Below are 24,305 nucleotides of genomic sequence, written 5' to 3'. Positions count from 1 at the left end.
GTTAGGCTGCCCTTCATGAAAACATCTGTTCGGGGCCTCGCCGCCCTCGGTGCGGCTGCGATTGCAGTCACCACTCTTGTCTCGTGCTCCTCTGATTCGGACACCTCGACAGCATCACAAGGTACGGACGGATTCCCCGTCAGTATCGAGAACACCTTCGGCACGACGACGATCGAAACCAAGCCCGAACGTCTCGTCACCCTCGGCTGGAACGCACAAGACATCCTGTACGCACTCGATCTCACTCCGATCGGCCAGCCCAAGTACACCTACGGCGCGGACGACAACGGCGTCATGCCGTGGGCGCAGGACTACTTCGACGCGGACAAGACCACGCTCTTCGACATGCCGGCGAGCGGCGAGCCGCCGGTCGAGACCATTGCTTCATTGACACCGGACGCGATCCTGGCGCCGTACGAGGGCTTCGAGGAGTCCGTCTACAACCAGCTGAGCAAGATCGCACCGACGGCTGCCTACCCCGGCGCAGCGTGGCAGACGACCTGGCAGGACCAGACCCGAATCGTCGGCAAGGCCGTCGGTAAGAGCGAAGAGGCCGACAAGCTCGTCGACGGCCTCGACGCAACTCTCGCCGATACCGCTGCAGCCCACCCGGAGTTCGCCGGAAAGACACTGGCAGTGGTCAACTTCGACACCGATGCGAGCAACATCAACGTCTACCTGCCCACCGATCCGCGTGTCCAGGTGCTGACGGAACTCGGATTCGTCAATGCGCCCGGCGTCGAGAAGCTCGCCGCGGACAACGCAGGCGGAACCTTCTTCAAGACGATCTCCTACGAGAACATCGCCGACATCGACGCCGACGTGATCGTCGGCTTCACCGACGGCTCGGGCGATCCGTCCGGTATACCTGCGGTCGGCGGGCTCGACGCGGTCAAGCGCGGATCTACCGCCTTCCTCAGCGACACCCGCGTCATCGGCGGACTGAGCAACGTCAACATCCTCAGCACGCCGTGGGTCCTCGGCCAGATCACACCGACGCTCAGCGAAGCTGCAAAGCGCGCCTCCGCCTAGAAACGAGATTTTCCCGACACGCTCTCCGGCGTGATCCGGATCGAACGTCTCGCCGGAGAGGGATACGCCGTCGGCATCAAGTGGCGTGAAACTCGGAAGATGATGGGCAAGGAAGCAACCGAGGACATGTGGGTAACCGAGGTCGAGGCTCCCACCCGCACGGTCGTGAAAGCCCACTCCCACGGCATGAACTACACGAGTGGGTTCACCCTGAAGCCAGACGCCACAGGCACGATCCTCGAGATGTATTTCTCCGGTGAATCCGAATCCACCTCGCGCATCTCGAAGATCTTCACAGCGGTATTCGGGCGATTGGGCGCGCGGGTGACCCGGAAATTCATGGCCAAGGATCTCGAGGACATCGCAACAAAAGCCGAGCGTCTCGCGGGCAAATAGACCGCCCTCACCTGCATCGATCTTATTGTTTGCGTGATCACTGTAATCAATACTCTAGCTCTGCGACCGGTTGATTCGACCTCGGAAAGGACTCAGCTGGATAACGGCGCGTGAGTCCCCGCCAAATCTGCCCCGGTGGGCGTAGCGTGCAGAGTGCTCGCGGATGGATCGACGCATCGGGGTGTCGACCGTAGGGCCTTTGAGGGGGCAGGAATGGCATTCAGCGGAACCGCCGCCGGCGGTGGATCCGGCGCTACTCGCGCCGACGTCGGACATGCAGTGCTCTTCGCCGGCGCCGCCGCGCTCGGCGGTTTTCTGTTCGGATACGACACCGCCGTCATCAACGGGGCAGTCGGTGCGATCCGAGACAAGTACGACATCGGCGCCTCGGGCACCGGGCTCACGGTGTCACTGACTCTGCTCGGCGCAGCGCTCGGCGCCTGGATCGCAGGCACACTCGCAGATCGCCTCGGCCGCATCCGCGTCATGCAGATAGCCGCGGTGTTGTTCATCATCGGCGCCGTCGGTTCCGCAATTCCGTTCAGCGTCTACGACCTCACCTTCTGGCGAGTGGTCGGCGGCCTGGCAGTGGGCTTCGCGTCCGTCATCGCCCCGGCGTACATCGCGGAGATCTCCCCCGCCGCGATACGCGGTCGCCTCGGTTCGATGTACCAGCTGGCGATCGTTCTCGGAATCGCTGTATCGCAGTTGGTCAACTACGCACTCCAAGCCGCGGCCGGTGGCGATCGCAATCAGATCGCGGGTCTCGAAGCCTGGCAGTGGATGCTGATGCTCGAGGCCGTTCCCGCAGTCCTCTACCTGATCATGACAACCACGATTCCGGAGTCCCCACGATTCCTGGTAGCGCAGGGCAAGGACGATCGTGCGCGCAAGATCATCTCCGATCTCGAAGGCGGAGATCACGACGCCGTCACCGTGCGCATGAACGAGATCCGCGATTCACTCAGCGAGAAACAAGCCAAAACCACGGTGCGTCAGCTCTTCTCGAAGCGGCTCGGTGTATCCCATCTGGTCTGGGTCGGCATCGCGCTCGCCGCACTGCAGCAGCTGGTCGGCATCAACGTGATCTTCTACTACTCGAGCACCCTGTGGCAGGCAGTTGGTTTCGGAGCCGATCGCTCGCTGCTCATCAGCGTCGTGAGCGCCTTGGTCAACATCGTCGGTACGTTTGTCGCCATCGCCGTCATCGATCGCGTCGGACGAAAGCCGCTGCTCCTTGTCGGCTCTGTCGGCATGGCCATCTCGCTGGGCACCGCAGCGTTCTGTTTCCATTCGGCAACAGTGACGAAGAACGAGATCGGTGAATCCGTGGCGACGCTTTCCGGCGCCAACGCCACGATCGCACTCGTCGGCGCCAACGCGTTCGTCTTCTTCTTCGCTTTGTCCTGGGGTCCCGTGGTTTGGGTACTGATCTCCGAGATGTTCCCGAACCGGGTACGCGCCGCTGCAGTCGGAATCGCCACCGCCACCAACTGGGTCGCGAACTTCCTGGTGTCCTGGACGTTCCCGGCACTCGCCGATTGGAATCTGTCGTACACCTACGCCGGATACGCAGTCATGGCGCTACTGTCGCTGTTCGTCGTCCTGAGGTTCGTGAAGGAAACCCGGGGCAGCACACTCGAATCCGTCCAGTAACGCGTTCTCACGGTTTCGCACCGAAAAGCGGTGGCCCTCGGATCAATCCGAGGACCACCGCTTTTCGAGATTTGTCGGGAGACGAACTGTCAGCCTTGTGCGACTTCACCCTGAGCCGAAGCCGAAGACGCGTCCTCCTGGACGTGGACGCCGACGCTGCCCATTCCTGCCACCCAGCCGGTGATCTTGCGGGAGAGGTCCTGGGCCGTGAGCCCAAGCTCCTTGTGGATGGCCTCCCGGCTGGCATGATCGAGGAACTGCTGGGGAACGCCCATGTCGCGGCAGGAAGTGTGAACTCCGGCGGCACGCATCGCTGCGGAGACCGTCGAACCGATACCGCCGTGTAGGCCGCCGTCCTCAATGGTGACAACGAGCGCATACTTGTCCGCCATCTTCACCAGCGAATCCGCGACCGGCAGAACCCAACGCGGATCAACGACGGCAACTGAGATGCCCTGCTTGTCGAGTCGATCGGCGATCTCGAGCGCCAAGGATGCAAACGGACCCACCGCGACGAGCAGCACGTCGCCCCGCTCGCCCTCGCTGACCTTGAGAACGTCAACCATTCCGTCGAGTCGCTTTACTGCCGGAATAGCTTCCGGTACAGCGCCCTTCGGGAAGCGTACGACAGTTGGGCCGTCGTCGACGAGGAGTGCCTCGTCCAGTTCTTCACGCAGTGTGTCGGCGTCACGCGGTGCCGCGACGCGAATCCCAGGGATGATTCCGAGCAGCGAAAGATCCCAGACGCCGTTGTGGCTGGCGCCGTCCACTCCGGTGACACCGGCGCGGTCGAGCACGATTGTCACCGGTTGCTTGAGCAGTGCGACGTCCATCAACAACTGGTCGAAAGCTCGATTGAGGAAGGTCGAGTAGATAGCGACCACGGGGTGCAGTCCGCCCAATGCAAGGCCTGCCGCCGAGGTCATCGCGTGCTGCTCGGCGATACCGACGTCGAACATGCGGTCGGGGAACTTCTCACCGAATGCCGCGAGCCCGGTGGGGCCGGCCATGGCCGCGGTGATGGCGACGATGTCCTCACGACGCGAAGCCTGCTGGATCAGTGCGGCCGAGAAGACCGACGTCCAGTCCGGCGCTGACGACTTGGTGCCGCGACCGGTGACGGGATCGATGACGCCGGTGGCATGCATCTGATCGGCCACGTCGTTTTCCGCGTGTGCGTAACCGTTGCCCTTGCGGGTGACGGCGTGAACGATGACCGGTCCGCCGTAGGCCTTCGCCCGGCGCAACGCCGATTCCATGGCAGCTTCGTCGTGGCCGTCGACCGGTCCGAGGTACTTGATACCGAGATCGGTGAACATCACCTGAGGACTGACCGCGTCCTTGAGACCGGCCTTCATCCCATGCAGAACTGAGTATGCAGTGCGCCCGACCCAGGGAAGTCTCTTGACCATGCGTCGGCCGCTGTCGAGGGCGCGCTCGTAACTCGGTGCGGTGCGCAGTGCCGAGAGATGGTCGGCAAGGCCGCCGATGGTCGGTGCGTACGAGCGACCGTTGTCGTTGACGACGATCACCACCGAACGATCTTTGCCGGCTGCGATGTTGTTGAGCGCTTCCCAACACATTCCGCCGGTCAGGGCGCCGTCACCGACGACGGCAACAACGTGGCGATTCTGACCCGTCAGCGCGAACGCCTTCGCGAGGCCGTCGGCATAGGACAACGCAGCGGAAGCATGAGAGGACTCGACCCAGTCGTGTTCACTCTCGGCGCGGCACGGATACCCCGAGAGTCCGCCCTGCTTGCGCAGCGTGTCGAACTGATCCTGACGACCGGTGAGGATCTTGTGTACATAGGCCTGATGGCCCGTGTCGAAAATGATCGCATCCTGCGGCGAGTCGAAAATTCGGTGCAATGCGAGGGTCAACTCCACGACGCCCAAGTTGGGCCCGAGGTGACCACCCGACGCAGCGACCTTCAGCACGAGGAACTCACGAATCTCGTCGGCCAACTCCGTCATCTCGGCGTGGCTCAACTGACGTAGATCGTCAGGACCCTGAATGCGGGCAAGAACACCCAACGAGATCGCTCCCTCCGTGCTTCACAGCTGCACCGGTGCGCGCCGCGGCTGTCTTCGCGACAGTGCTGCCAGTCTACGGAGCGTTCCGGCGAACCGACACGCGGACTCGGCCCGATTCCGGTGTGACTTCGCGTAACAGCGAAATCTCGCGGATCGCTCGTGATCGCAATCACAGACAAATGGGATCGGTCGCAATCGACTCGGCGACTCTCGTTCCACAAAACGACCGCCATGTCAGCTTAAGGTCGACGTATGGGAACTGTGGTCGACGACCTGATAGCGCGAGTATTCGACGAAGTCCGATCACTCGACGAGGGCGAGTTGGCCGACTACATCCCCGAACTCGCGGCGGTCGCCCCCGATTCGTTCGGAATCTGCATCGCCACCGTCGACGGCTACGTGTACGAGATCGGTGACTCGCGAATCCCGTTCACCATTCAGTCGATCTCGAAACCGTTCACCTACGCCCTGGCGCTCGCCGATCGCGGGAGCGAGATTGTTGCCGCAAAGATCGACGTCGAACCGTCCGGCGAGCCGTTCAACGAAATCAGCCTCGACCCGCTCACCGAACGTCCGCGAAACCCCATGATCAATGCCGGAGCGATCACCGCCGCGTCACTGGTCGCCGGCCCGAACCCCGAAGCCCGCTTCGAGCGCATTCGCTCCGCGTACTCGCGATATGCAGGCCGTGAGCTGGCCTTCAACGAGTCGGTGTACACCTCGGAAGCCCGTACCGGCCACCGCAACCGCGCCATCGGCCACATGCTGCGATCTTTCGACGTCATCACCGGCAATCCCGACGAGGCGGTCGACCTGTACTTCCGTCAGTGTTCGATCGACGTGACCTGCCGCGATCTGAGTCTGATGGCTGCGACGATCGCGAACAACGGCGTGAACCCCGTCACCCACGAGCGTGCGCTGGCTCCCGCAGGCGTCGAACAGGTCCTCAGCGTCATGGCTACCTGCGGAATGTACGACGGCGCCGGCAAGTGGCTGGTAGAGGTCGGGTTGCCGGCCAAGAGCGGCGTCGGCGGCGGAGTCCTGGCCGTTCTGCCGGGCCAGATCGGCATCGCGGTGTACTCCCCCAGGCTCGACGTTCATGGAAACAGTGTTCGCGGAGTTGCTGCTGCCCGGGCTCTGTCGAAGGAACTCGAACTGCACTTCCTCCACGTGACGCGGGCGTCACGCTCCTCGATCCGGGCCAGGTACAGCGTCATCGAAGCGCCCTCGCGAGTACGACGCACCCCCACCGAACAGGCTGTGCTCGACGACGTCGGCAAGCGCAGTCGGGTCTACGAACTTCACGGTGACCTCCTCTTCACCGGCGCTGAATCGGCGGTACGCGAAATCGGCTCGGTGGACGAGGGCCTCGAAGTTGTTGTGATCGACGTGCGCCGCGTCGACGACGCCAGCGACGTCGCGGTGCGCATGATCACTGCGCTGCAAGAGCAACTGGCCGAACAAGGCTGCGCAGTGGCGGTCGTCGATCCGCAAGGTCTACTGGGACAGCGAAGTTCGAGCATCGACCCCGCCAGAAGAAGTGGCCGGGTTTTCGCGGACCTCGATTCCGCCATGCAGTGGTGCGAAGACACGTTGCTTGCGGTGCACTGTGAGGCCGATCGGCAGGCGTCGACGATCTCGATCGAGGATCATCCCGTTCTCGATGCTCTGTCCGCGGCACAGATCGAGGGATTCTCGGCAGAATTGGAGACACGAACCTATGCCCGCGGCGAGAAGATCGCCCGCCGAGGTAATTCGGCCTCGGGGTTCTATCTGATTCTCAGCGGCCAGGTCAGCACCATGTTCACCGACGCTCACGGAGTCGAGCACCGCATCACGACGCTTTCCGCCGGAATGACGTTCGGCGAGATGACGATGTTCCTCGACACCCCCTTCCTCAACGACATTCGCGCCGATTCGACGGTCACCGTGGCCGTCCTGACACCGGAGCGATATGCAGAACTGACCGCGCAGGCACCCGAGTTGAAACTTGCTCTTCTCGAACGACTTGCGGCGGGAGCCTACGAGCAATTGGACCTGATGTTGCGGAGTGTCATCTCCGCCGGACGAATCGGATAGGACGTACACATGCCGGCCACCGCCCTCACCTCGGAGCCGTCCACTGTCACGGTGACCGGAACCGCCACTGCAACAGCTGTTCCCGACATCGTGCGGCTGACGATCGGAGTATCGGTGACACAGACAGCCGTTTCCGACGCATTCGATGCCGTCGCCCGCCTGTCCACTGCTCTGACCGAGACCCTGCACGCGCGCGGTGTGCGCGGAGCGGACCTCACCACCGCCGGACTGAGCGTCCATCCGCAAATCCATTGGAGTGACGGAGGCCGGCAGGAGACAACAGGTTTCACCGCATCGACAACTTTTCGAGTCGTACTGCGTGAACTGGAACCGGAAGCGGCGAATTCCCCCTCCGTCGTCATCGCGGCGTGTGTATCCGCGGGCGGCGATGCCATCCGCCTCGACGGACTGGAGTTCGATCTCGACGACCGCAGCGATCTGGCGACAAAGGCACGCGAGTTGGCATGGACGACAGCCGAATCGAAGGCGAGACAGTTCGCAGACCTGGCAGACAAAGATCTGGTCGAAGTCCTCGAGGTGCTCGAGGACTTCGACCAGATCGTGCCGATGCGCGGACGTGTCGCGGCGATGAAAGCGGATTCGGCCCCGATAGCCGTCGAACGCGGAGAGATCGAGGAATCGATCTCGGTCCGCGTTCGATGGGCTATGGCGTGACAGAGGTTTCAGAAGACGCGGCCTGAAAATAGATCAGCCGGGCACGAGGATCAGCGAGTGAGGTTTTTCTCCTCGCGCTCTTCCTCGAACTTCTGCTCTGCGTCGGGGGTCGCGATGTCGATCGTGGTGCGTAGCGGACGGTTCGGGATGAAGATGACCGAAACGAGCGTGACCACCGCGACGACGGCTGCGACCAGGAAGATCCGTCCTGTTGCGTCGCCGTAGGCGAACCGAACGATCTGCGAGACGAAGTCAGGCATGTTGCTGAGGTCCAGGCCGTCCTGCAGGCTCTTTCCGGCTACCGCCTGCTGCTCGGGCGGCAAGGTGGAAACCGAATCGACTGTCAGTGTCTTGACGCGGGTCGCAAGAATCGAACCGAGCACCGAAACACCGATCGCGCCGCCGAAGGTACGGAAGAACGCCACGATACTGCTGGCCGCGCCGATGTTCTCGACGCTGACCGTGTTCTGCACCGCAAGCACGATGTTCTGCATCAACATGCCGGTTCCCAGACCGACGATGGCGATGAACACTCCGATTGTCCAGAGGCTGGTGGCGTGGTCGATCGTCGACAGCAGACCGAAACCGACCAGCAGGAGAACAGCGCCGGCGACGATGAAGGGCTTCCACTGACCGAACTTGGTGATCAGCTGTCCCGAGCCGACGGACGCGACGAGCATGCCTGCCACCATCGGGATGGTGAGCAATCCGGCTTCGGTGGGATCGAATCCACGTGCGGTCTGGAAGTACTGCGTCAGGAAGGTCGTTGCACCGAAGAGGCCGACACCAACGGCAATCGAGGCGATGATCGCGAGAGCAGTGGTGCGCTCGGTGATGATCTTGATCGGCAGAATCGGGTCCTTGACCTTGGATTCGACGAACATCGTCAGGCCGAGCAGGGCCAGACCACCGACGACGAAGTAAGCCGACTCCTTCGAGATCCAGGCGTAGTAGTCGTCCTGGCCGGCAAACGAAACCCAGATCAGCAGGACGCTGACACCGGCGGTGAGCAGGGTGGCGCCCATCCAGTCGATGGAAACGTTGTCCTTCTTCACGGTCTCGACGTGCAGGGTGCGCTGAAGCAGGAACAGTGCGATGACTGCCAACGGAACACACACGTAGAAGCACCAGCGCCAGCCGGCAGTGTCCACGAGGACGCCGCCGAGGATCGGTCCGCCGGACATCGAGACGGCCATGGCCGCACCCATGTATCCGGAGTAACGACCGCGATCACGCGGCGGGATGATCGTGCCGATGATGGCTACGACGAGAGCGGTCAGGCCGCCCATCCCGATGCCCTGGATGACACGAGCACCGAGCAGCAACGGAACGTTGTGTGCCGCGCCGGCGATGACCGAGCCGATCACGAAGATGACGATCGCGCTCTGGACCAGGACCTTCTTGTTGTAGAGGTCGGCCAGCTTGCCCCAGATCGGCGTCGACGCCGCAGTGGCGAGCAGCGCCGTGGTGATGATCCAGGCATACTGCGTCTGCGTTCCGTGCAGTTCGCCGATGATCGTGGGAAGCGCGGTCGAAACGATGGTGCTACTGAGCAGCGCGGTGAACAGCGCTGCGATGAGTCCGGTGAGTGCTTCGAGAATTTCGCGGTGAGTCATCGCGCCCGCTTCGCGGGGCGATCCGTCACCTCCGGTACTTGCCCGGGTTTCTCCAACTGTTGCTGCCATATGCCTTATCTCCCAATACTTTCTACGCCCATGTGCGGAGCTGCCGGTGCGACCTGCCGATTCGATGCGCCGAACGTCTCGTTGAGACGTCGAAGCGATGTCACTGCGGCCATGGCCTCTTCCTGGCTCCAGTCTTCGAGCATGTTGCGCAAACGCGCCGCACGCCGCTGCGTGGTTTTCCGTAAAACGTCGTGTCCCTCTTCCGATACTCGGATGCGGAACGCCCGTTTGTCAGCCGGATCGGGATTTCTCTCGACATATCCCGCGTCGACCAGATCCGACATTTGCCGGCTGAGCGACGATTGACTGACACACAGATCGACGGCCAATTCGTTCTGTCGGCACTCCCCGCGCACTGCCAGCATGAACAACACGCTGACCAGCGCTGGCGGCAGCAGGCTGTCTGCACCAGTGGTGACCGCGGCTCGCAGCGATCTCCCGAACATGAAGATCGTGTCGACGAGCGCCTGGGCCGTCTCCGGCTGTACCGACATTGCCTACCCCTGAATTCGAGTGGCCCGAATGAGCCGTGACTTGAAAACGGAAAACTACTTGCAGAACGAAACTATACGATTAGTTGCGTAATGCAAGCAACTGTTGTGAACGCGAGAAGCGTCACACCGGATAAGGGAAAGATTTCGGCACGCCTCAGCGTTCAAGCAGCGCGATGCACTCCATGTGGTGAGTCTGCGGGAAGGCGTCGAACGCCCGAAGTCCGCCGACTGCGAAGCCCTGCTCCAGGTAGAGACCGATATCGCGACCGAACGACGCCGGGTCGCACCCGATGTGGACGATCCGTTCGGCGCCCGTTGCGGCGAGCGCTTCCACGACTGGACGGCCCGCCCCTGCCCGTGGCGGATCCAGCACGATGACGGCAGGCGAACGCTCCAGATCCGCGAGAACGTTCTCGACCCGGGCACTGTGGAAGCGGACCTGACCGAGATCCGAGAGCGCCGCCCGCCCATCAGCAACTGCGCGCGCCGAAGATTCCACGGACTCCACGACCCCGGACGGCCCGACAAGGTCAGCGAGCACAGCTGCGAAGACGCCGACGCCGCCGTAGAGATCCCAGGCCGTGTCGTCGGCAGCGGCTCCGGCCCAGTCACCGACCACCTGTGAGTACGCGGCCGCAGCGCCGCGATGAGCCTGCCAGAAACCGGTCGCTGACATTGCCCATTCGCGATTGCCGACGCGCTCGATCACTGTGTCCGACCCGATTGCGACGCGGGTCTTTCGTGGACCGCCGCTTGCCGCTCGGCGCGCCATCGCGCCGCGACGGCCCGGAGTCCGTCGACCCGTCTTGGACACCGCGGGTGCGGCAATTTCCACGACGTGCCGCTCACCGGCAGCGTCGAGAACGACTTGCAGCTCACTGCCCGGCTGCCATTGCGGGCCGCCCAGACCGTCGTATGCGCTCTGATCGATCTGGGGGCACTGCAGATCGGTGACGATCCGGTTGCTGCGGTACGCGTGGTATCCCGCGACACCGTGCCCGTCCACCGCCAGCCGGACTCGCGTGCGCCAGCCCGTTCCGTCTCCGGTTCCGGGCAGCTCCTCCACCTCGACGTCCGATTCGACGCGAGCGAGTCGCAGAAGCTGTTCCCGCACGACCGAGGTCTTCATCTCACGTTGGACGCTCAGGTCCGCGTGCGAGTAGTCGCAGCAACCTGCCCCGCCCGGCCCGGAGATAGGGCACGTCGGATCGATGCGATGCGGAGATGCGTCGAGAACGGAGATCGCGTCGGCGCGGCAGAAGGATCCACCTTTGTCCTCGGTCACCCGGACGAGCGCCCGCTCCCCCGGCAAACCGTGACGGACGAAGACGACGCGCCCCTCGTGCCGGGCGACGACGAACCCGCCGTGACCGGGGTTGCCCAGATCGACCTCGAAGCTCTGCCCGGTCCAATTCTCACTCAACGAACTACGCCTGCCATTTCGGTGTTGCCGATCATTTCTCGCCGCTGATCATTTCTCGCCGGTGTCGTACCCACGACGCGTCGCACCTGCGGTCTTCTCGACGTCGAGCGGCTTCGCCTTTGCCGACGAACTCAGCTGCCACGGAACGCTCGTCACCATCACGCCGGGCTGGAAGAGCAGCCGGCTCTTGAGACGAAGTGCGCTCTGGTTGTGCAGGATCTGCTCCCACCAGTGTCCGACGACGTACTCGGGGATGAACACGGTGACGACGTCACGCGGAGCATCGCGTCGTACACGCTTGACGTAGTCGAGAACCGGCTTGGTGATTTCGCGGTAGGGCGACTCGATCACCTTGAGCGGAACCGTCACGTCGCTCTTCTCCCACTCACGCACGAGTGCACGCGTGTCGGGCTCGTCCACGTTGACCGTGATGGCTTCGAGGGTGTCCGGTCGCGTGGCTCGCGCATACGCGAGAGCTCGCATGGTCGGCATGTGCAGCTTCGAGACGAGCACGATCGAGTGCGTGCGACTGGGCAGCACGCCGTCCCACTCCTGCTCCTCGAGCTCGGCTGCAACGCTGTCGTAGTGCTTGCGGATCATCTTCATCACGATGAAGATCGCGACCATCGCGACGATGGCGATCCACGCGCCGGCAGCGAACTTGGTGATCAGAACGATGATCAAGACGGTGGCGGTCATGGCCAGACCGATCGAATTGATCACTCGCGAGCGCTGCATGCGGGCCCGCTGTGACTTGTCGGTCTCGGACTTCAAATGCCGAGTCCAGTGCTTGATCATGCCTGTCTGACTGAGCACGAACGAGACGAAGACGCCGACGATGTACAGCTGGATGAGCTTGGTGACCTCGGCGCCGAACACCACGACGAATGCGATTGCAGCACCGGACAGAAAGAGGATTCCGTTGCTGAATGCCAGTCGGTCGCCGCGCGTGTGCAGCTGACGCGGTAGGTACCGGTCTTGCGCCAGGATCGACCCGAGTACCGGGAATCCGTTGAAGGCGGTGTTCGCGGCCAGAACCAAGATCAGTGCCGTGACGATCGCCATGAAGAAGAATCCGATCGGGAAACCACTGAACACGGCTTCGGCGATCTGCGCGATCAGGGTCTTCTGGTGGTATCCCTCCGGCGCTCCGACCAGCTGTTCCTCCGGATTGTGCGCATAGACGATGCCGATCTTCTGAGCCAGGATGATGATGCCCATCAGCAAGACGATGGCGATCGACCCGAGCAGCAGCAAGGTAGTGGCAGCGTTGCGCGATTTCGGCTTCTGGAACGCCGGTACGCCGTTGCTGATGGCCTCGACGCCGGTCAGTGCGGCACAACCCGAGGAAAATGCGCGGGCGATCAGGAACGCGAAGGCAATTCCGTACAGATGCGAGTCCTCGGCGTTCAGAGTGAACGACGACGATTCCGCGTGCACATCCTCACCGAGGACGTAAATCCGGAAGAATCCCCACCCGAGCATGAGGAACATACCGACGATGAACGCGTAGGTCGGAATTGCGAACGCGGTGCCGGATTCACGGATACCGCGAAGGTTGACCGCCGTCAGCAACACGATCGCCGCGACCGCGAACAACACCTTGTGCTGCGCGACGAACGGCAAAGCCGAGCCGATATTGGACGCCGCCGACGAAATCGACACCGCGACGGTCAGCACGTAGTCGACCATCAGCGCGCTACCGACGGTCAGACCGGCGGTCGGGCCCAGGTTGACCGTTGCGACCTCGTAGTCGCCGCCACCGGACGGATAAGCGTGCACGTTCTGGCGGTAACTCGCCACCACCACAGCCATGACGATGGCTACGGACAATCCGATCCAGGGCGTGTATGCGTATGCGGAAATACCCGCGACGGAGAGAACCAGGAAGATTTCTTCGGGGGCATAGGCGACGGACGACATCGCATCGGAGGCGAAGACCGGTAGCGCAATTCGCTTGGGTAGCAGCGTGTGCCCGAGTTTGTCGCTTCGGAACGGCCGACCGAGCAGGAGCCGCTTGGTAGCGGTCGAGAGCTTAGACACGTGCAAAGCGTAAGCCGTCGCACCCGATTCGGAGTCATCAGCGCCCCAACTTCCCCTTTTGTCGTGACAACCGGCACGCAGGCGACCGTTGTACTTGCTCTTCCCGTGAGGGGCTGTACCGTTCGATTCGGCGTGCAATCGCGCCACGAGGGTCCATGAACGGAGTAGGGCGTGTATGTCGTCATCATGGGGTGCGGTCGGGTGGGTTCGTCCCTCGCCGCATCTCTGACCAGGATCGGACATGAGGTCGCCGTCATCGACCGCGATCAGAGTGCGTTTCTGCGTCTCGATCTCGACTTCCCGGGAACCAAGGTTCTGGGAATGGGGTTCGACCGTGACGTGCTGGTCCGGGCCGGCATCGAGCGCGCCGACGCCTTTGCCGCGGTGTCCTCGGGAGACAATTCCAACATCATCGCAGCACGCGTCGCACGCGAGACTTTCGGCGTCGAACGCGTCGTCGCACGCATTTACGATGCCAAGCGTGCCGCCGTCTACGAGCGGCTCGGCATTCCCACCGTCGCCACCGTGCCGTGGTCGACGGATCGTTTCCTGCACACGCTGACCAAGGAAAGTCAGACAGCGAAGTGGCGCGATCCTTCGGGCACTGTTGCCATCACCGAACTTGCCCTGCACGAGGATTGGGCGGGCAAGCCGATCGCACTCCTCGAAGGCGCGACCAGTTCCAGAGTCGCCTTCATCATCCGCTTCGGGACCGGCATTCTCCCTGACCGCAAGACCGTCATCCAGGCCGACGATCAGGTCTACATCGCCGCCGTGTCGGGAACCGTCGCCGAGGCGATCGCACTGGCCGGCAACCCGCCGCCGAGTGACGACTGAGGGAGGCTGCAGATGACTGATCCGAACGCCGTCTCTCACAACAAACCTGCGACTGTGTTGCACTACACCGTGATTGGAAGTTCTCGATGAAGGTCGCCATCGCCGGAGCCGGCGCCGTAGGCCGCTCCATTGCGCGAGAGCTGATTCGAAGCTCACACGACGTCATGCTGATCGAACGCAAACTCGATCACATCGAACCGGAGTCGGTGCCCGAGGCGAAGTGGGTACACGCGGACGCCTGCGAGCTCAGCCGACTCGAGGACGCGTCGATGGAGTCGTACGAGGTCGTGATTGCCGCGACCGGAGACGACAAGGCAAACCTGGTTCTCAGTCTGCTCGCGAAAACCGAGTTCGGTGTTCGCCGAGTAGTCGCCCGCGTCAACGATCCCCGCAACGAATGGCTCTTCGACGAGTCGTGGGGCGTCGACGTCGCCGTCTCGACACCGCGGATGCTCGCTTCGCTCGTCGAAGAGGCCGTCTCCGTCGGTGACCTGGTCAAACTGATGACACTGCGGCAGGGACAGGCCAACCTCGTCGAGATCACGTTGCCCGACAACACACCGCTCGCCGGTAAAGCCGTCAAAAAACTCGAACTACCGCGAGACTGCGCACTGGTCACCATCTTGCGAGGCGGCCGCGTGATCGTTCCGCAGATGGACGATCCCATCGAAGGCGGGGACGAACTGCTCTTCGTTGCGGCCGTCGACGCCGAGGATCAGTTGCGCGTTGCACTCCGCCTGGAGAATTGACCGACGAACACACTGACGACGAAAGGGAATCACATGGCACAAGCACCCGAAAACACCGTAGTCACCGACAATCCAGGCCAGAGCCGTTACGAGATCCATGCCGACGGCGACCTTGCCGGGATCGAGGACTACACCACCTCAGGTGACGTCGTCTCGTTCAACCACACCGAGATCTACCCGGCCTTCGAAGGTTTCGGGTTGGCCGGGGTTCTCGTCCGCCAGGCTCTGGACGACGTACGAGCACGCGGCCTCAAGGTTCACCCGGTCTGCCCGTACGTCGTGAAGTTCCTCGACAAGCACCCTGAGTACCAGGACCTGATCAGCTGAGATCGCGATCTTCGCGCGGCTTCGTCAGATTCACCGAGCCCACCTCTTCGGACCCCGTGTCCGTTGCGGTGGGCTCACTGCTTTCAGGCCCTACAACCGGTTCCGGCTCGACGATCCGATCGGCCTTACGCACGGCCCAGATCGTGACCAGCAGGACCAGACCCGTCAGTGGCCACCCCATGCCGATACGGGCGACAGCGAGCCATCCGGTGTGGTCGGTGTCGTAGAGCTGTGACTGAACGAGATAGCGCGCACCGAAGACCAGCGCCCATGCTGCCGTCGCGATGTCGTAGAGGCGGACGGCAGAGCGGTGCTTGCGCCAGAGATTGCCGTGCCCGTTGAGGTAGCCCCAGATGATACCGACGAGGGGCCAGCGGACGAGGATGGAAATCAGGAAGACCGCACCGTAGGCGAGGCTCGTGTAGATACCGAAGAGGAAATATCCTTTGGCGTCGCCGGTGCGATAGGCAATGAACGCGGAAACTCCGACTCCGAGAAACCCGGAAATGGCGGGTTGGAGGGAATCCTTCCGGAAGAGGCGCCAGGCCGCGATCGCGACGGCGACGCCCAATGCGGCCCAGATTGCCGCAGTGAGGTTCCAGATGCTGTTGACCGGGACAAAAATCAGAATCGGCAAAGACGAATAGATCAGACCACTCAGGCCGCCGAGTTGGTCGATTACCGATCGCTGTTGTGTTTCAGTCACCTGTCGAGGGTGCCACAGTCACCGAGTCGCACGGTAAATGCGGGAAACGCGCCTATTCGCCGCGCAGTTCGTAGTAAGGGTTGAAGATCGCCTTGCGACCGTCACGCTCGCCCACACGACCGCGGATCAGCAAGGTCTTACCGGTCTCGATTCCCGGGATCCGGCGACGCCCGATCCAGACGAGATTGATCACCTCGGTGCCGTCGAAGAACTCGGCCTCGATGCTGGCATTTCCCGACTTGGGACACGCGTCGACGCTACGGAGTCGGCCCACCATCGTGACCTCTTCACCGCGACGACAATCGCAGGCCTTCTGACCTCCGGAAGCCTTGTTGGACTCGGCCATTTCCTGGGCATCCAACTGGTCGACGTCCTCAGTCAGACGCTGGGTCAGTCGACGAAAATATCCTGCGGCGGCGGGTGCCATTGCGCGCTCCTGCGAACATGTGTGACGCAAGGGTTTCGCGTCACGTGAAGGGCTGTGTGATCGCCACTGTAGACCCATTACGAGCGTGTAACCACACCGGTCAGTCCGCGCCTCGGGGGCACCGGGCAAGATCAAGAGATGCAGATCTCAGAATCGGAGACCGTGGCCGTCGTTCTCCCAGGTACAGGCTCTGACGCCCACTTCGCGGACCGGGCATTCCGGGCGCCGCTGGCGTCTCTGGATGTGCGCATCGTCGCAATTGAACCGGACCCTCGGCGTGTCGTGGACGGGTATCTGGACGCGATGGACAGAGCCGCGGACACGCACGGCCGAATCATCGTCGGAGGCGTCTCGATCGGGGCGGCCGTGGCGCTCCAGTGGGCCGCCGCCAACCCCGATCGAACAGTGAGTGTGTTGGCAGCGCTTCCGGCCTGGATCGGGCCGGCGGACGACGCACCCGCAGCGGCGAGCGCGAGGTTCACCGCAGGGCAACTACGCTCCGAAGGTTTGGAGGCGGTGATCGCAGCGATGCTTGCGTCGAGTCCGGCGTGGCTCGGAGCCGAACTCGAGCGCTCCTGGCGCTCGCAGTGGCCCGATCTCCCGGCAGCGCTCGACGAGGCGGCGTCGTACCACTCCCTCAGCGAGAGCGCGTTACGGGAGATAGGCGTTCCGGTCGGCATCGCTTCGGCAGTGGACGACCCGGTTCATCCCGCGGCGGTGGCGCAGGCCTTGGCGGATGCACTCCCCCGCGGCGCAGTCGCCACGACGACGCTGGACTTGATCGGGCGCGATCCCGCTGTTCTCGGGTCCACCTGCATCAAAGCGCTCGCGGCGGTCGATTCCGAGACCACCGCGAGCGCCTGACAGGAACTCTGAAAAGACTCTGTTACTGCCCCAATTGCTGCATGGCAGAACCGGATTCGCCGCTACGCGGCGGCGGAGTCGGCCGTGCCGGAGGTGCGGGCGGAGCTGACTGCGGCTGCTGGACTGCGACCTGTTGCTGCTGCGCTGCCGCCAACTGCTGCTGCTCGTGTGCGGCCGCCAACTGCTCGGCGAGTACCTGCGGGAGCACGACGGGCAGCGGTGTCCGCACCGGGTGCGGCTCCGATCCTCGGTTGACGACGGTGTCGCGCAAGATGTCCCGTGCGATTGCCACCAAAGGGGCGTTCGCGGCGGTGGATCCACTCGGACCCGCGACCACGCAGCGCACCATCCACCGCGGACCGTCGACGCCGATGAACCGCAGGTCCATGTTGGCCGTCACGGCAGCCAGTTCACGGCCCCACGGACCGTTCTCGACGCTCACCGCAGAATTGTCGTCGCGAAGCGACTGCGCGAGCTCGGCAACGACCTCACGCCACTGACCGGGCGATTTCGGGGCGGCGTAGGCGGCAACGGTGATGCGGCCGTGCTCGGTGACCAGGTGTACCGCCTGGGGCGAACCGTTGGGCGCCATCTCGACCTGCAACTGTCCGCCGGTGGGCATCGGCACCAGAACGGATCCGAGATCAAGACGCTGACCGTCGTGGCCTGCCGTCGGATCGTCGGAATCGATCTCCGAGATGTCGTAGGGGCCCTCGGACTCGTCACCGAACTCGTCACCGGCGACATCGAGATCGTCTTCGACCTCGTCGATCTCTACCGACTCGTCGTTCTCGTCACCGAAGAATCTGGTGGGTTCCTCGTCGACGTCTGTCTTCTTCTTGCGTCCGAACATGATTCAGACTCCCTCTCCGACTACCGCGCCAGGCGCATCGGTATCGAGTATCGCGTGACCGCCGCTGGAACCGTAGCCTCCAGTCCCTCTGGTCGTGTCGTCCAGCGACTCGACTTCCTCGAAAATCGGGAGTTCGACTCGTTGAACCACGAGCTGAGCGATTCGGTCACCGCGGCGGATGTCGATGGCTATGGCCGGATCGAGATTGATCAAGCAGACCTTGAGCTCGCCCCGGTATCCCGCGTCCACGGTTCCGGGCGCATTCACGATCGACAGTCCCGATTTGGCGGCGAGTCCGGAACGCGGATGGATCAACCCGACGGTGCCCACCGGCAGAGCGATCGCAATCCCCGTTCCGACCAGTGTTCGGTGGCCGGGTTCGATCGTGACGTCGCTGGTGGAGCACAGATCCACACCCGCATCTCCGGGATGCGCACGCTGTGGAACCGGCAGGTCTGGATCCAGTCGCTTCAAGGCGATGGAGAGATGGTCGCTCACGTGGGCCAAGACTACTCGTAGCGACGGACTATCCTTGACAGGTGCCCGAAACATCTCGACCTGACGTCGCCACCACAACGCCCCCGTCCACGACGCTGTACTCCGAGCGCCTGTGGGTGCCGATCTGGTGGTGGATCGCCGGACTGGCCGTAGCCGGACTCCTCGCGGCCGAGGTTCACATGGGCCGCCCAGGGCTTCTCTCGTACCTGGCGTACGTCGTGCTGCTCCCCATCCCCATCTGGGCGGCGTTCTGGCTCAGCCGGATGCGTGTCGAGGTGGTGGAGACAGCAGGGGCGAAAGAACTGCACGTGGGTAGAGCCCACCTGCCGGTCGAACTGATTTCACGGGCGGCAGCAGTGCCGGCATCCGCGAAGAGTGCGGCGATGGGGCGCCAACTCGATCCGTCGGCGTTCGTCCAACATCGCCCATGGGTCAAGACAATGGTGTTGATCGTGCTCGACGACCCGGAGGATCCCACGCCGTACTGGTTGGTCAGCACACGTCGTCCCGCTGATCTGCTGGCTGCGCTGGATCGCTGACCAGCACGGTCACAGCAAAGCAGTACTCCCCGACCCTTGGTCGACCCTCGAGCTGACGGGTCGACCACCGGGAAGGGAGATCAGGCAGCGCAGTCCATGCATACGAGCTGCCCGTTGGCATCACTGGCCAGGCGGCTGCGGTGATGGACCAGGAAGCAGCTCGAACACGTGAACTCGTCTGCCTGCTTCGGAACCACTCGAACCGAGAGTTCCTCGCCGGAAAGGTCGGCACCCGGCAGCTCGAAGGACTCCGCGGTGTCCGTCTCGTCGATGTCGACGACGGCTGACTGCGCTTCGTTGCGTCGCGCCTTCAGCTCTTCGAGCGAGTCCTCCGAAACCTCGTCGGACTCTGTACGCCTCGGTGCGTCGTAGTCAGTTGCCATCTCGTCTACCCCATCCTCTTCGTGTATCCCGGTCCCGTGTGCGCCGAGAATCCGGTAGATCCTTGATGCGCATGGAAACCGCCGTGGCATCCAGATCATTCCCTGTCGCTGCATAACGCTGCAGGACTGGAATTAGTGCCCGGAAGTTCCTTCCGAGAACGTGATCTGCGCCTCATTTGGTTGTCATTTCGGCGTCCTGCCGATGCCCAGTTGAACGACCTGGGCCGCCAGACAGTAGCCGACGCGAGCACGAAAGTAGTAACCGAATCGGAAATTTCCGAAAAATGACTACGAATTGTCACCAAGGCAAGAGCAAGCTGTGACCTATCGCCGATGTTTTCGGGCCGAATCCGGGTAGAAACAGGCCGGTAGTCGGCCAACTGCCGTTTGGTGATCAAGCGCGGCTCGACGCGTCGAGCCGCGCTTCGGCTGTGTCGCCACACAAGCCCTCTAAGGTAAGCACCGAACGTCATGCCGGCGCCGCTCGGCCCGATGGCGAAGTACAGGTTTCGTCAAGAAAGTCGAGGGATACCGTGGTTTCTCTGATCACCGAAGGCAGCTCTACCGATGACCAGGGACGTCCGTTCCGCCGTCGGCGCGCGTGGCCGGTGATCGCCGTGTTCGCAATACTCGCATTGATCGGCAGTGTCTTGTGGGTCCGCATCCTGAGCGCCGAGGCAGAAGTCAGTGACACCGTGGCCTGCAATCTTCCGCAGCCTTCCTCCGATCCTTCGGCAGCGGCGCCACTACCGCTGGGAACCGTCGTCGACCGGTCGAAGCTGCTCGACGTCGATCCCGCTCCCCTGGCCGCAGCCAAGGTTCGCGTGTTCAACGCCAATGGTGAACACGGGCAGGCCGCCCAGGTGGCAGCGCAACTGAGCGAGTTCGGCTTCGCCAGCGCGCCGGACGTCCAGGTCGGAAACGACCCCGTCTACGTCGACCAGAACATGGAGTGCCAGGGTCAGATCCGCTTCGGACAGAACGGTCTCGCCGCCGCCAGTTCCGTGTGGCTGGTCGCCCCCTGCGCCGAACTGGTCCAGGACGGCCGCGACGACGACACCGTCGACTTGGCTCTCGGCACCTACAACAAGGGCGCCCTGACGCCCAACAGCGACGCCACGGCGATCCTGCACGCCCTGGCCGAGCAGCCCGCGAACGCCGAAGTCGCCCCGATGGACATCGCACTGCTCAAAGCAGCCCGCACCGCGCGCTGCTGATCGACCTCAGCTCGGAATCGGCTGATCCGCGCCACTCGAGCTGAGCATCTGCGCGAACTGATCCGCAATCGCCGGAGCCACGGCGTAGACGACATTGCCGTCGGCCGAAGTGGAATTGGGCGACGGGACGTTGATCACGGCCCCCGCTTCGGAAGCGATCAGGGAGCCCGCTGCCCAGTCCCACGGACTCAGTCCGTGCTCGAAGTGAGCATCGACACGGCCGGTGGCAACCATGCACAGATCCAACGCAGCCGAACCGATGCGTCGGATGTCGCGGACCTGCGGCAGGATCTGCCCGATCAATGTGCCCTGCACCTTCCGGCGATCCGCTCCGTATCCGAAGCCGGTGGCCAACAGCGCCATTGACAGTTCGGTCACCGCGTTGGCCTGCAGTTCGCTGACGACGCCGTCGGCCGTGGTCATGCTTGCGCCGCCGCCCCGATGCGCGGCGTACGTGGTTTCCAGCGACACGTCGACGACAGCCCCGGCTACCGAGACTCCGCCGATCTGTACGGCCACCGAGATGGCGAACGCGGGGATTCCGTAGAGAAAATTCACCGTGCCGTCGATGGGGTCGACAACCCATCGAACTCCCGCGGAATCGTCGGTGTCTCCCCCGCCTTCCTCACCCAAGATCGAATCTGCAGGCCGCAATTCGGCCAGAAGGTCGCGAATCACCTGTTCGGTTTCGGTATCGACCACCGTGACGGGATCGGTGGGCGTGCTCTTCGCAGCAACCGAACCACCCTCGGCGGCACCGGAACCCACCAGGCCGAAAACCTCGGGCCGACGCACGCGGACGTGTTCGGCCGCGCGTTCGGCGACGGCTACGGCAACTGCCCGCAATTGTGCGGGGTCCAGCGAATCGGCGGAAAAGTCGGGCATCGTTCTTTCTGAAGGGCGCACCGGACCATCGCAACACATCTCCACCGAGGCGCACCACTCGAACGCCTCGACTCGGACAGGATCGAGAGCACGCGCCCGGGTACCCGTTCGGGTTAGTGTTTGCAGCGGTAGATCGTGACCTCGAATTCGACACTCAGGAGCGCAGGACGATGACAACCACAGGTTTCGGGATCGATGTCGGCGGCAGCGGCGTCAAGGGCGGCACCATCGACCTGAGCACCGGGGAAATGATCGGTGACCGCATCAAGATTCTGACCCCGCAGCCTTCCACTCCCGACGCGATCGCGGGCACCGTCGCCGAAATCGTCGAGCAGGCCAAGTGGACCGGTCCGGTCGGCATCACCTTGCCAGCGGTTGTGACCGCCGGCGTCGCGCGCAGTGCCGCGAACATCGACAAGTCGTGGATCGACACAGACGCGGCCGCACTCTTCAGCAAGGCCCTGGGCGGGCGCGAGGTCACCGTCCTCAACGATGCCGACGCTGCCGGAATCGCCGAGGACTCGTTCGGAGCGGGCAAGGATACCTCCGGCGTCGTGATCTTGTTGACCTTCGGTACCGGAATCGGATCGGCCGTGCTGCACAACGGAGTTCTGTTGCCCAACACGGAGTTCGGTCACCTCGAAGTCGACGGCAAGGAGGCCGAGCATCGAGCGGCGTCGTCGGTGAAGGAAAAGAAGGACTGGAGCTACAAGGAGTGGGCCGTCGAGGTCTCGCGAGTTCTGACCACCTTCGAGAACCTGCTCTGGCCCGATCTCTTCATCGCCGGCGGCGGTATCAGCCGCAAGCACGAGAAGTGGATTCCGCATCTGACCAACCGCACGAAGGTCGTCCCTGCCACCCTTCTCAACACTGCGGGAATTGCCGGAGCGGCGCTCGCGTCGGTCGGACTGACCAGGCCGGCACCCGTCGCCGGATGAGAAAACCCGCACGTGAAAAGCGGAAAATCTACCTGTTACGGCCCGCCGTGACGTAAGAGTTTCCTGAGAGTCGTTACAATGGTGAAGTCCGGCTGCGCGCCGGCCAACAACCATTGACCTCTCCGCCGGATTACCACTCTGGCGTGACGCCGCACGACACCGTCACGAAAGGGCGTACGTGGCAGCCACCGATACACGTCAGACTGCTGATTCTCCATCAGAGTCAGAGCCACAATCTCCAGCCGTGGAGGCGGCCACCGTCACCGCTCCGGCAGCCAAGAAGGCTCCGGCGAAAAAGGCCCCCGCCAAGAAGGCAGCAGCAAAGAAGGCTCCGGCCAAGAAAGCTCCCGCCAAGAAGGCAGCAGCAAAGAAGGCCAGCCCCAAGAAGGCCGGCGATCCTGACGCCGAAGACGGCGATGTCGAGTTGGAAGACATCGACATCACGGACGGCGACCTTGCCGAGGTCGAGCCCGATGTCGTCGAGGTCGTAGCAGTCGGCGAAGACGAAGAGACCGCTGCAGAGCCGTCCGACAAGGACAAGGCTTCCGGCGACTTCGTCTGGGACGAAGAAGAGTCCGAGGCCCTTCGTCAGGCACGCAAGGACGCCGAACTGACGGCGTCCGCCGACTCGGTTCGCGCCTACCTCAAGCAGATCGGCAAGGTCGCACTCCTCAACGCCGAAGAGGAAGTCGAACTGGCCAAGCGCATCGAGGCCGGCCTCTACGCCGTCCAGATCATGCAGGATCTTGCTGACAAGGGCGAGAAGCTGCCTGCGGCTCAGCGACGCGACATGAGCTGGATCTGCCGCGACGGAAACCGCGCCAAGAACCACCTTCTCGAAGCCAACCTCCGACTCGTCGTCTCGCTCGCAAAGCGATACACGGGCCGCGGCATGGCATTCCTGGACCTCATCCAGGAAGGAAACCTGGGCCTGATCCGTGCAGTCGAGAAGTTCGACTACACCAAGGGTTACAAGTTCTCGACCTACGCCACGTGGTGGATCCGTCAGGCCATTACCCGCGCCATGGCCGACCAGGCCCGCACCATCCGTATCCCGGTGCACATGGTCGAGGTCATCAACAAGCTCGGCCGTATCCAGCGTGAGCTGCTCCAGGACCTGGGCCGCGAGCCCACGCCCGAGGAGCTCGCCAAGGAAATGGACATCACGCCGGAGAAGGTGCTGGAAATCCAGCAGTACGCGCGTGAGCCCATCTCGCTCGACCAGACCATCGGCGACGAGGGCGACAGCCAACTCGGTGACTTCATCGAAGACTCCGAAGCTGTTGTCGCAGTCGACGCCGTCTCGTTCACCTTGCTGCAGGATCAGCTGCAGTCGGTCCTCGAGACGCTGTCCGAGCGCGAAGCCGGCGTGGTTCGCCTGCGCTTCGGCCTCACCGACGGTCAGCCGAGGACTTTAGACGAAATCGGACAGGTCTACGGCGTCACGCGTGAGCGTATCCGCCAGATCGAATCGAAGACGATGTCGAAGCTGCGCCACCCGTCGCGTTCGCAGGTTCTGCGCGACTACCTCGACTAGTCACACCAGTCAAAAAAAGAGCCGTT

The 24,305-nt window shown here is 63.1% G+C and carries 24 protein-coding genes; 13 read left to right on the top strand and 11 right to left on the bottom strand.

The annotated features are described in order from the left end of the window. The first annotated feature begins 15 nt into the window (after positions 1–15). From QM716_RS13005 to QM716_RS12995, 3 genes are all read left to right on the top strand, one after another. Complete coding sequence (locus QM716_RS13005) at positions 16–1,032, top strand: iron-siderophore ABC transporter substrate-binding protein (RefSeq protein ID WP_283304525.1); 1,017 nt, start codon at positions 16–18, stop codon at positions 1,030–1,032. Positions 1,033–1,062: 30 nt separating this feature from the next. Further along, on the top strand, positions 1,063–1,428 hold the full coding sequence (locus QM716_RS13000) for an SRPBCC family protein (RefSeq protein WP_283304524.1): 366 nt from the start codon (positions 1,063–1,065) through the stop codon (positions 1,426–1,428). 213 nt (positions 1,429–1,641) lie between these two features. Then, complete coding sequence (locus QM716_RS12995; protein WP_283304523.1) at positions 1,642–3,084, top strand: sugar porter family MFS transporter; 1,443 nt, start codon at positions 1,642–1,644, stop codon at positions 3,082–3,084. Positions 3,085–3,173: 89 nt separating this feature from the next. Here the strand turns inward: QM716_RS12995 and dxs are convergent, their stop codons facing one another. Further along, the gene (gene dxs / locus QM716_RS12990) at positions 3,174–5,120 is read right to left on the bottom strand and encodes a 1-deoxy-D-xylulose-5-phosphate synthase (protein ID WP_283304522.1); all 1,947 of its coding nucleotides are present in this window, start codon (positions 5,118–5,120) and stop codon (positions 3,174–3,176) included. Between the two features lie 252 nt (positions 5,121–5,372). Here dxs and glsA point away from each other — a divergent pair, with 252 nt between their 5' ends. Continuing rightward, the gene (gene glsA, locus QM716_RS12985) at positions 5,373–7,199 is read left to right on the top strand and encodes a glutaminase A (RefSeq protein WP_283304521.1); all 1,827 of its coding nucleotides are present in this window, start codon (positions 5,373–5,375) and stop codon (positions 7,197–7,199) included. 9 nt (positions 7,200–7,208) lie between these two features. After that, positions 7,209–7,874, top strand: a complete 666-nt coding sequence (locus tag QM716_RS12980; protein WP_283304520.1) for an SIMPL domain-containing protein — start codon at positions 7,209–7,211, stop codon at positions 7,872–7,874. A gap of 50 nt (positions 7,875–7,924) precedes the next feature. Here QM716_RS12980 and QM716_RS12975 read toward each other — a convergent pair whose 3' ends face one another. The 4 genes from QM716_RS12975 to QM716_RS12960 form a co-directional block, all read right to left on the bottom strand. Next, positions 7,925–9,559 (bottom strand): MDR family MFS transporter, encoded by a 1,635-nt coding sequence (locus QM716_RS12975; protein WP_283304519.1) that lies wholly within the window; start codon positions 9,557–9,559, stop codon positions 7,925–7,927. Between the two features lie 5 nt (positions 9,560–9,564). Further along, positions 9,565–10,053: a MarR family winged helix-turn-helix transcriptional regulator gene (locus QM716_RS12970; protein WP_283304518.1), complete on the bottom strand. Its 489-nt coding sequence runs from the start codon at positions 10,051–10,053 to the stop codon at positions 9,565–9,567. A gap of 154 nt (positions 10,054–10,207) precedes the next feature. After that, the gene (locus QM716_RS12965; RefSeq protein ID WP_283304517.1) at positions 10,208–11,476 is read right to left on the bottom strand and encodes a class I SAM-dependent RNA methyltransferase; all 1,269 of its coding nucleotides are present in this window, start codon (positions 11,474–11,476) and stop codon (positions 10,208–10,210) included. Between the two features lie 48 nt (positions 11,477–11,524). Further along, positions 11,525–13,519 carry an APC family permease gene (locus tag QM716_RS12960; RefSeq protein ID WP_283304516.1) on the bottom strand — a complete coding sequence of 665 codons (1,995 nt, stop codon included), beginning with the start codon at positions 13,517–13,519 and terminating at the stop codon, positions 11,525–11,527. 171 nt (positions 13,520–13,690) lie between these two features. Between QM716_RS12960 and QM716_RS12955 the strand changes: the two genes are divergently transcribed. From QM716_RS12955 to QM716_RS12945, 3 genes are all read left to right on the top strand, one after another. After that, on the top strand, positions 13,691–14,356 hold the full coding sequence (locus QM716_RS12955) for a potassium channel family protein (RefSeq protein ID WP_283304515.1): 666 nt from the start codon (positions 13,691–13,693) through the stop codon (positions 14,354–14,356). Between the two features lie 86 nt (positions 14,357–14,442). Next, positions 14,443–15,105, top strand: coding sequence for a potassium channel family protein (locus QM716_RS12950; protein ID WP_003942632.1), 663 nt, complete (start codon positions 14,443–14,445; stop codon positions 15,103–15,105). Between the two features lie 33 nt (positions 15,106–15,138). Next, positions 15,139–15,432, top strand: a complete 294-nt coding sequence (locus QM716_RS12945; RefSeq protein WP_283304514.1) for a GNAT family N-acetyltransferase — start codon at positions 15,139–15,141, stop codon at positions 15,430–15,432. Here QM716_RS12945 and QM716_RS12940 read toward each other — a convergent pair. Then, positions 15,425–16,138: a DUF3159 domain-containing protein gene (locus tag QM716_RS12940; RefSeq protein WP_283304513.1), complete on the bottom strand. Its 714-nt coding sequence runs from the start codon at positions 16,136–16,138 to the stop codon at positions 15,425–15,427. The genes QM716_RS12945 and QM716_RS12940 overlap by 8 nt on opposite strands. Before the next feature lie 52 nt (positions 16,139–16,190). Further along, a complete protein-coding gene (locus QM716_RS12935; RefSeq protein WP_003942613.1) occupies positions 16,191–16,565 on the bottom strand; it encodes an OB-fold nucleic acid binding domain-containing protein in 375 nt (124 codons plus the stop codon). 138 nt (positions 16,566–16,703) lie between these two features. Between QM716_RS12935 and QM716_RS12930 the strand changes: the two genes are divergently transcribed. Continuing rightward, on the top strand, positions 16,704–17,429 hold the full coding sequence (locus tag QM716_RS12930) for an alpha/beta fold hydrolase (RefSeq protein ID WP_283304512.1): 726 nt from the start codon (positions 16,704–16,706) through the stop codon (positions 17,427–17,429). A 22-nt stretch (positions 17,430–17,451) separates the two neighbouring features. On the opposite strand, the gene QM716_RS12925 is transcribed toward QM716_RS12930, so the two are convergent. Beyond that, positions 17,452–18,282 (bottom strand): DUF3710 domain-containing protein, encoded by an 831-nt coding sequence (locus tag QM716_RS12925; protein ID WP_283304511.1) that lies wholly within the window; start codon positions 18,280–18,282, stop codon positions 17,452–17,454. 3 nt (positions 18,283–18,285) lie between these two features. Further along, the gene (dut, locus tag QM716_RS12920) at positions 18,286–18,780 is read right to left on the bottom strand and encodes a dUTP diphosphatase (RefSeq protein WP_283304510.1); all 495 of its coding nucleotides are present in this window, start codon (positions 18,778–18,780) and stop codon (positions 18,286–18,288) included. Between the two features lie 41 nt (positions 18,781–18,821). Here dut and QM716_RS12915 point away from each other — a divergent pair, with 41 nt between their 5' ends. Beyond that, entirely contained in the window at positions 18,822–19,319 is a 498-nt protein-coding gene (locus tag QM716_RS12915; protein WP_283304509.1) for a DUF3093 domain-containing protein, read from the top strand. A gap of 80 nt (positions 19,320–19,399) precedes the next feature. On the opposite strand, the gene QM716_RS12910 is transcribed toward QM716_RS12915, so the two are convergent. Continuing rightward, positions 19,400–19,702 carry a DUF4193 domain-containing protein gene (locus QM716_RS12910; protein WP_003942593.1) on the bottom strand — a complete coding sequence of 101 codons (303 nt, stop codon included), beginning with the start codon at positions 19,700–19,702 and terminating at the stop codon, positions 19,400–19,402. A 533-nt stretch (positions 19,703–20,235) separates the two neighbouring features. Here QM716_RS12910 and cei point away from each other — a divergent pair. Then, complete coding sequence (cei, locus tag QM716_RS12905; RefSeq protein WP_283304508.1) at positions 20,236–20,919, top strand: envelope integrity protein Cei; 684 nt, start codon at positions 20,236–20,238, stop codon at positions 20,917–20,919. Between the two features lie 6 nt (positions 20,920–20,925). Here the strand turns inward: cei and QM716_RS12900 are convergent, their stop codons facing one another. Then, positions 20,926–21,804, bottom strand: coding sequence for an inositol monophosphatase family protein (locus QM716_RS12900; protein WP_283304507.1), 879 nt, complete (start codon positions 21,802–21,804; stop codon positions 20,926–20,928). Between the two features lie 170 nt (positions 21,805–21,974). Between QM716_RS12900 and ppgK the strand changes: the two genes are divergently transcribed. Both ppgK and QM716_RS12890 read left to right on the top strand, forming a co-directional pair. After that, positions 21,975–22,742 carry a polyphosphate--glucose phosphotransferase gene (gene ppgK, locus QM716_RS12895; protein WP_283304506.1) on the top strand — a complete coding sequence of 256 codons (768 nt, stop codon included), beginning with the start codon at positions 21,975–21,977 and terminating at the stop codon, positions 22,740–22,742. Between the two features lie 178 nt (positions 22,743–22,920). Further along, positions 22,921–24,279 (top strand): RNA polymerase sigma factor, encoded by a 1,359-nt coding sequence (locus QM716_RS12890; RefSeq protein ID WP_283304505.1) that lies wholly within the window; start codon positions 22,921–22,923, stop codon positions 24,277–24,279. Positions 24,280–24,305 lie beyond the last annotated feature (26 nt).

Origin of the sequence: Rhodococcus sp. IEGM 1409 (genome assembly GCF_030056735.1) — a bacterium.
Lineage (GTDB): Bacteria > Actinomycetota > Actinomycetes > Mycobacteriales > Mycobacteriaceae > Rhodococcus_F.
This window is presented reverse-complemented; position numbering and strand designations above follow the sequence as displayed.

What these genes read in the sequence shown, in the direction of transcription:
- QM716_RS13005 (WP_283304525.1), top strand. Translation starts at nt 16, where the DNA reads ATGAAAACATCTGTTCGGGGCCTCGCCGCCCTCGGTGCGGCTGCGATT.
- QM716_RS12995 (WP_283304523.1), top strand. Translation starts at nt 1,642, where the DNA reads ATGGCATTCAGCGGAACCGCCGCCGGCGGTGGATCCGGCGCTACTCGC.
- glsA (WP_283304521.1), top strand. Translation starts at nt 5,373, where the DNA reads ATGGGAACTGTGGTCGACGACCTGATAGCGCGAGTATTCGACGAAGTC.
- QM716_RS12980 (WP_283304520.1), top strand. Translation starts at nt 7,209, where the DNA reads ATGCCGGCCACCGCCCTCACCTCGGAGCCGTCCACTGTCACGGTGACC.
- QM716_RS12975 (WP_283304519.1), bottom strand. Translation starts at nt 9,559, where the DNA reads ATGGCAGCAACAGTTGGAGAAACCCGGGCAAGTACCGGAGGTGACGGA.
- QM716_RS12970 (WP_283304518.1), bottom strand. Translation starts at nt 10,053, where the DNA reads ATGTCGGTACAGCCGGAGACGGCCCAGGCGCTCGTCGACACGATCTTC.
- QM716_RS12950 (WP_003942632.1), top strand. Translation starts at nt 14,443, where the DNA reads ATGAAGGTCGCCATCGCCGGAGCCGGCGCCGTAGGCCGCTCCATTGCG.
- QM716_RS12945 (WP_283304514.1), top strand. Translation starts at nt 15,139, where the DNA reads ATGGCACAAGCACCCGAAAACACCGTAGTCACCGACAATCCAGGCCAG.
- QM716_RS12935 (WP_003942613.1), bottom strand. Translation starts at nt 16,565, where the DNA reads ATGGCACCCGCCGCCGCAGGATATTTTCGTCGACTGACCCAGCGTCTG.
- QM716_RS12930 (WP_283304512.1), top strand. Translation starts at nt 16,704, where the DNA reads ATGCAGATCTCAGAATCGGAGACCGTGGCCGTCGTTCTCCCAGGTACA.
- QM716_RS12925 (WP_283304511.1), bottom strand. Translation starts at nt 18,282, where the DNA reads ATGTTCGGACGCAAGAAGAAGACAGACGTCGACGAGGAACCCACCAGA.
- QM716_RS12910 (WP_003942593.1), bottom strand. Translation starts at nt 19,702, where the DNA reads ATGGCAACTGACTACGACGCACCGAGGCGTACAGAGTCCGACGAGGTT.
- QM716_RS12900 (WP_283304507.1), bottom strand. Translation starts at nt 21,804, where the DNA reads ATGCCCGACTTTTCCGCCGATTCGCTGGACCCCGCACAATTGCGGGCA.
- ppgK (WP_283304506.1), top strand. Translation starts at nt 21,975, where the DNA reads ATGACAACCACAGGTTTCGGGATCGATGTCGGCGGCAGCGGCGTCAAG.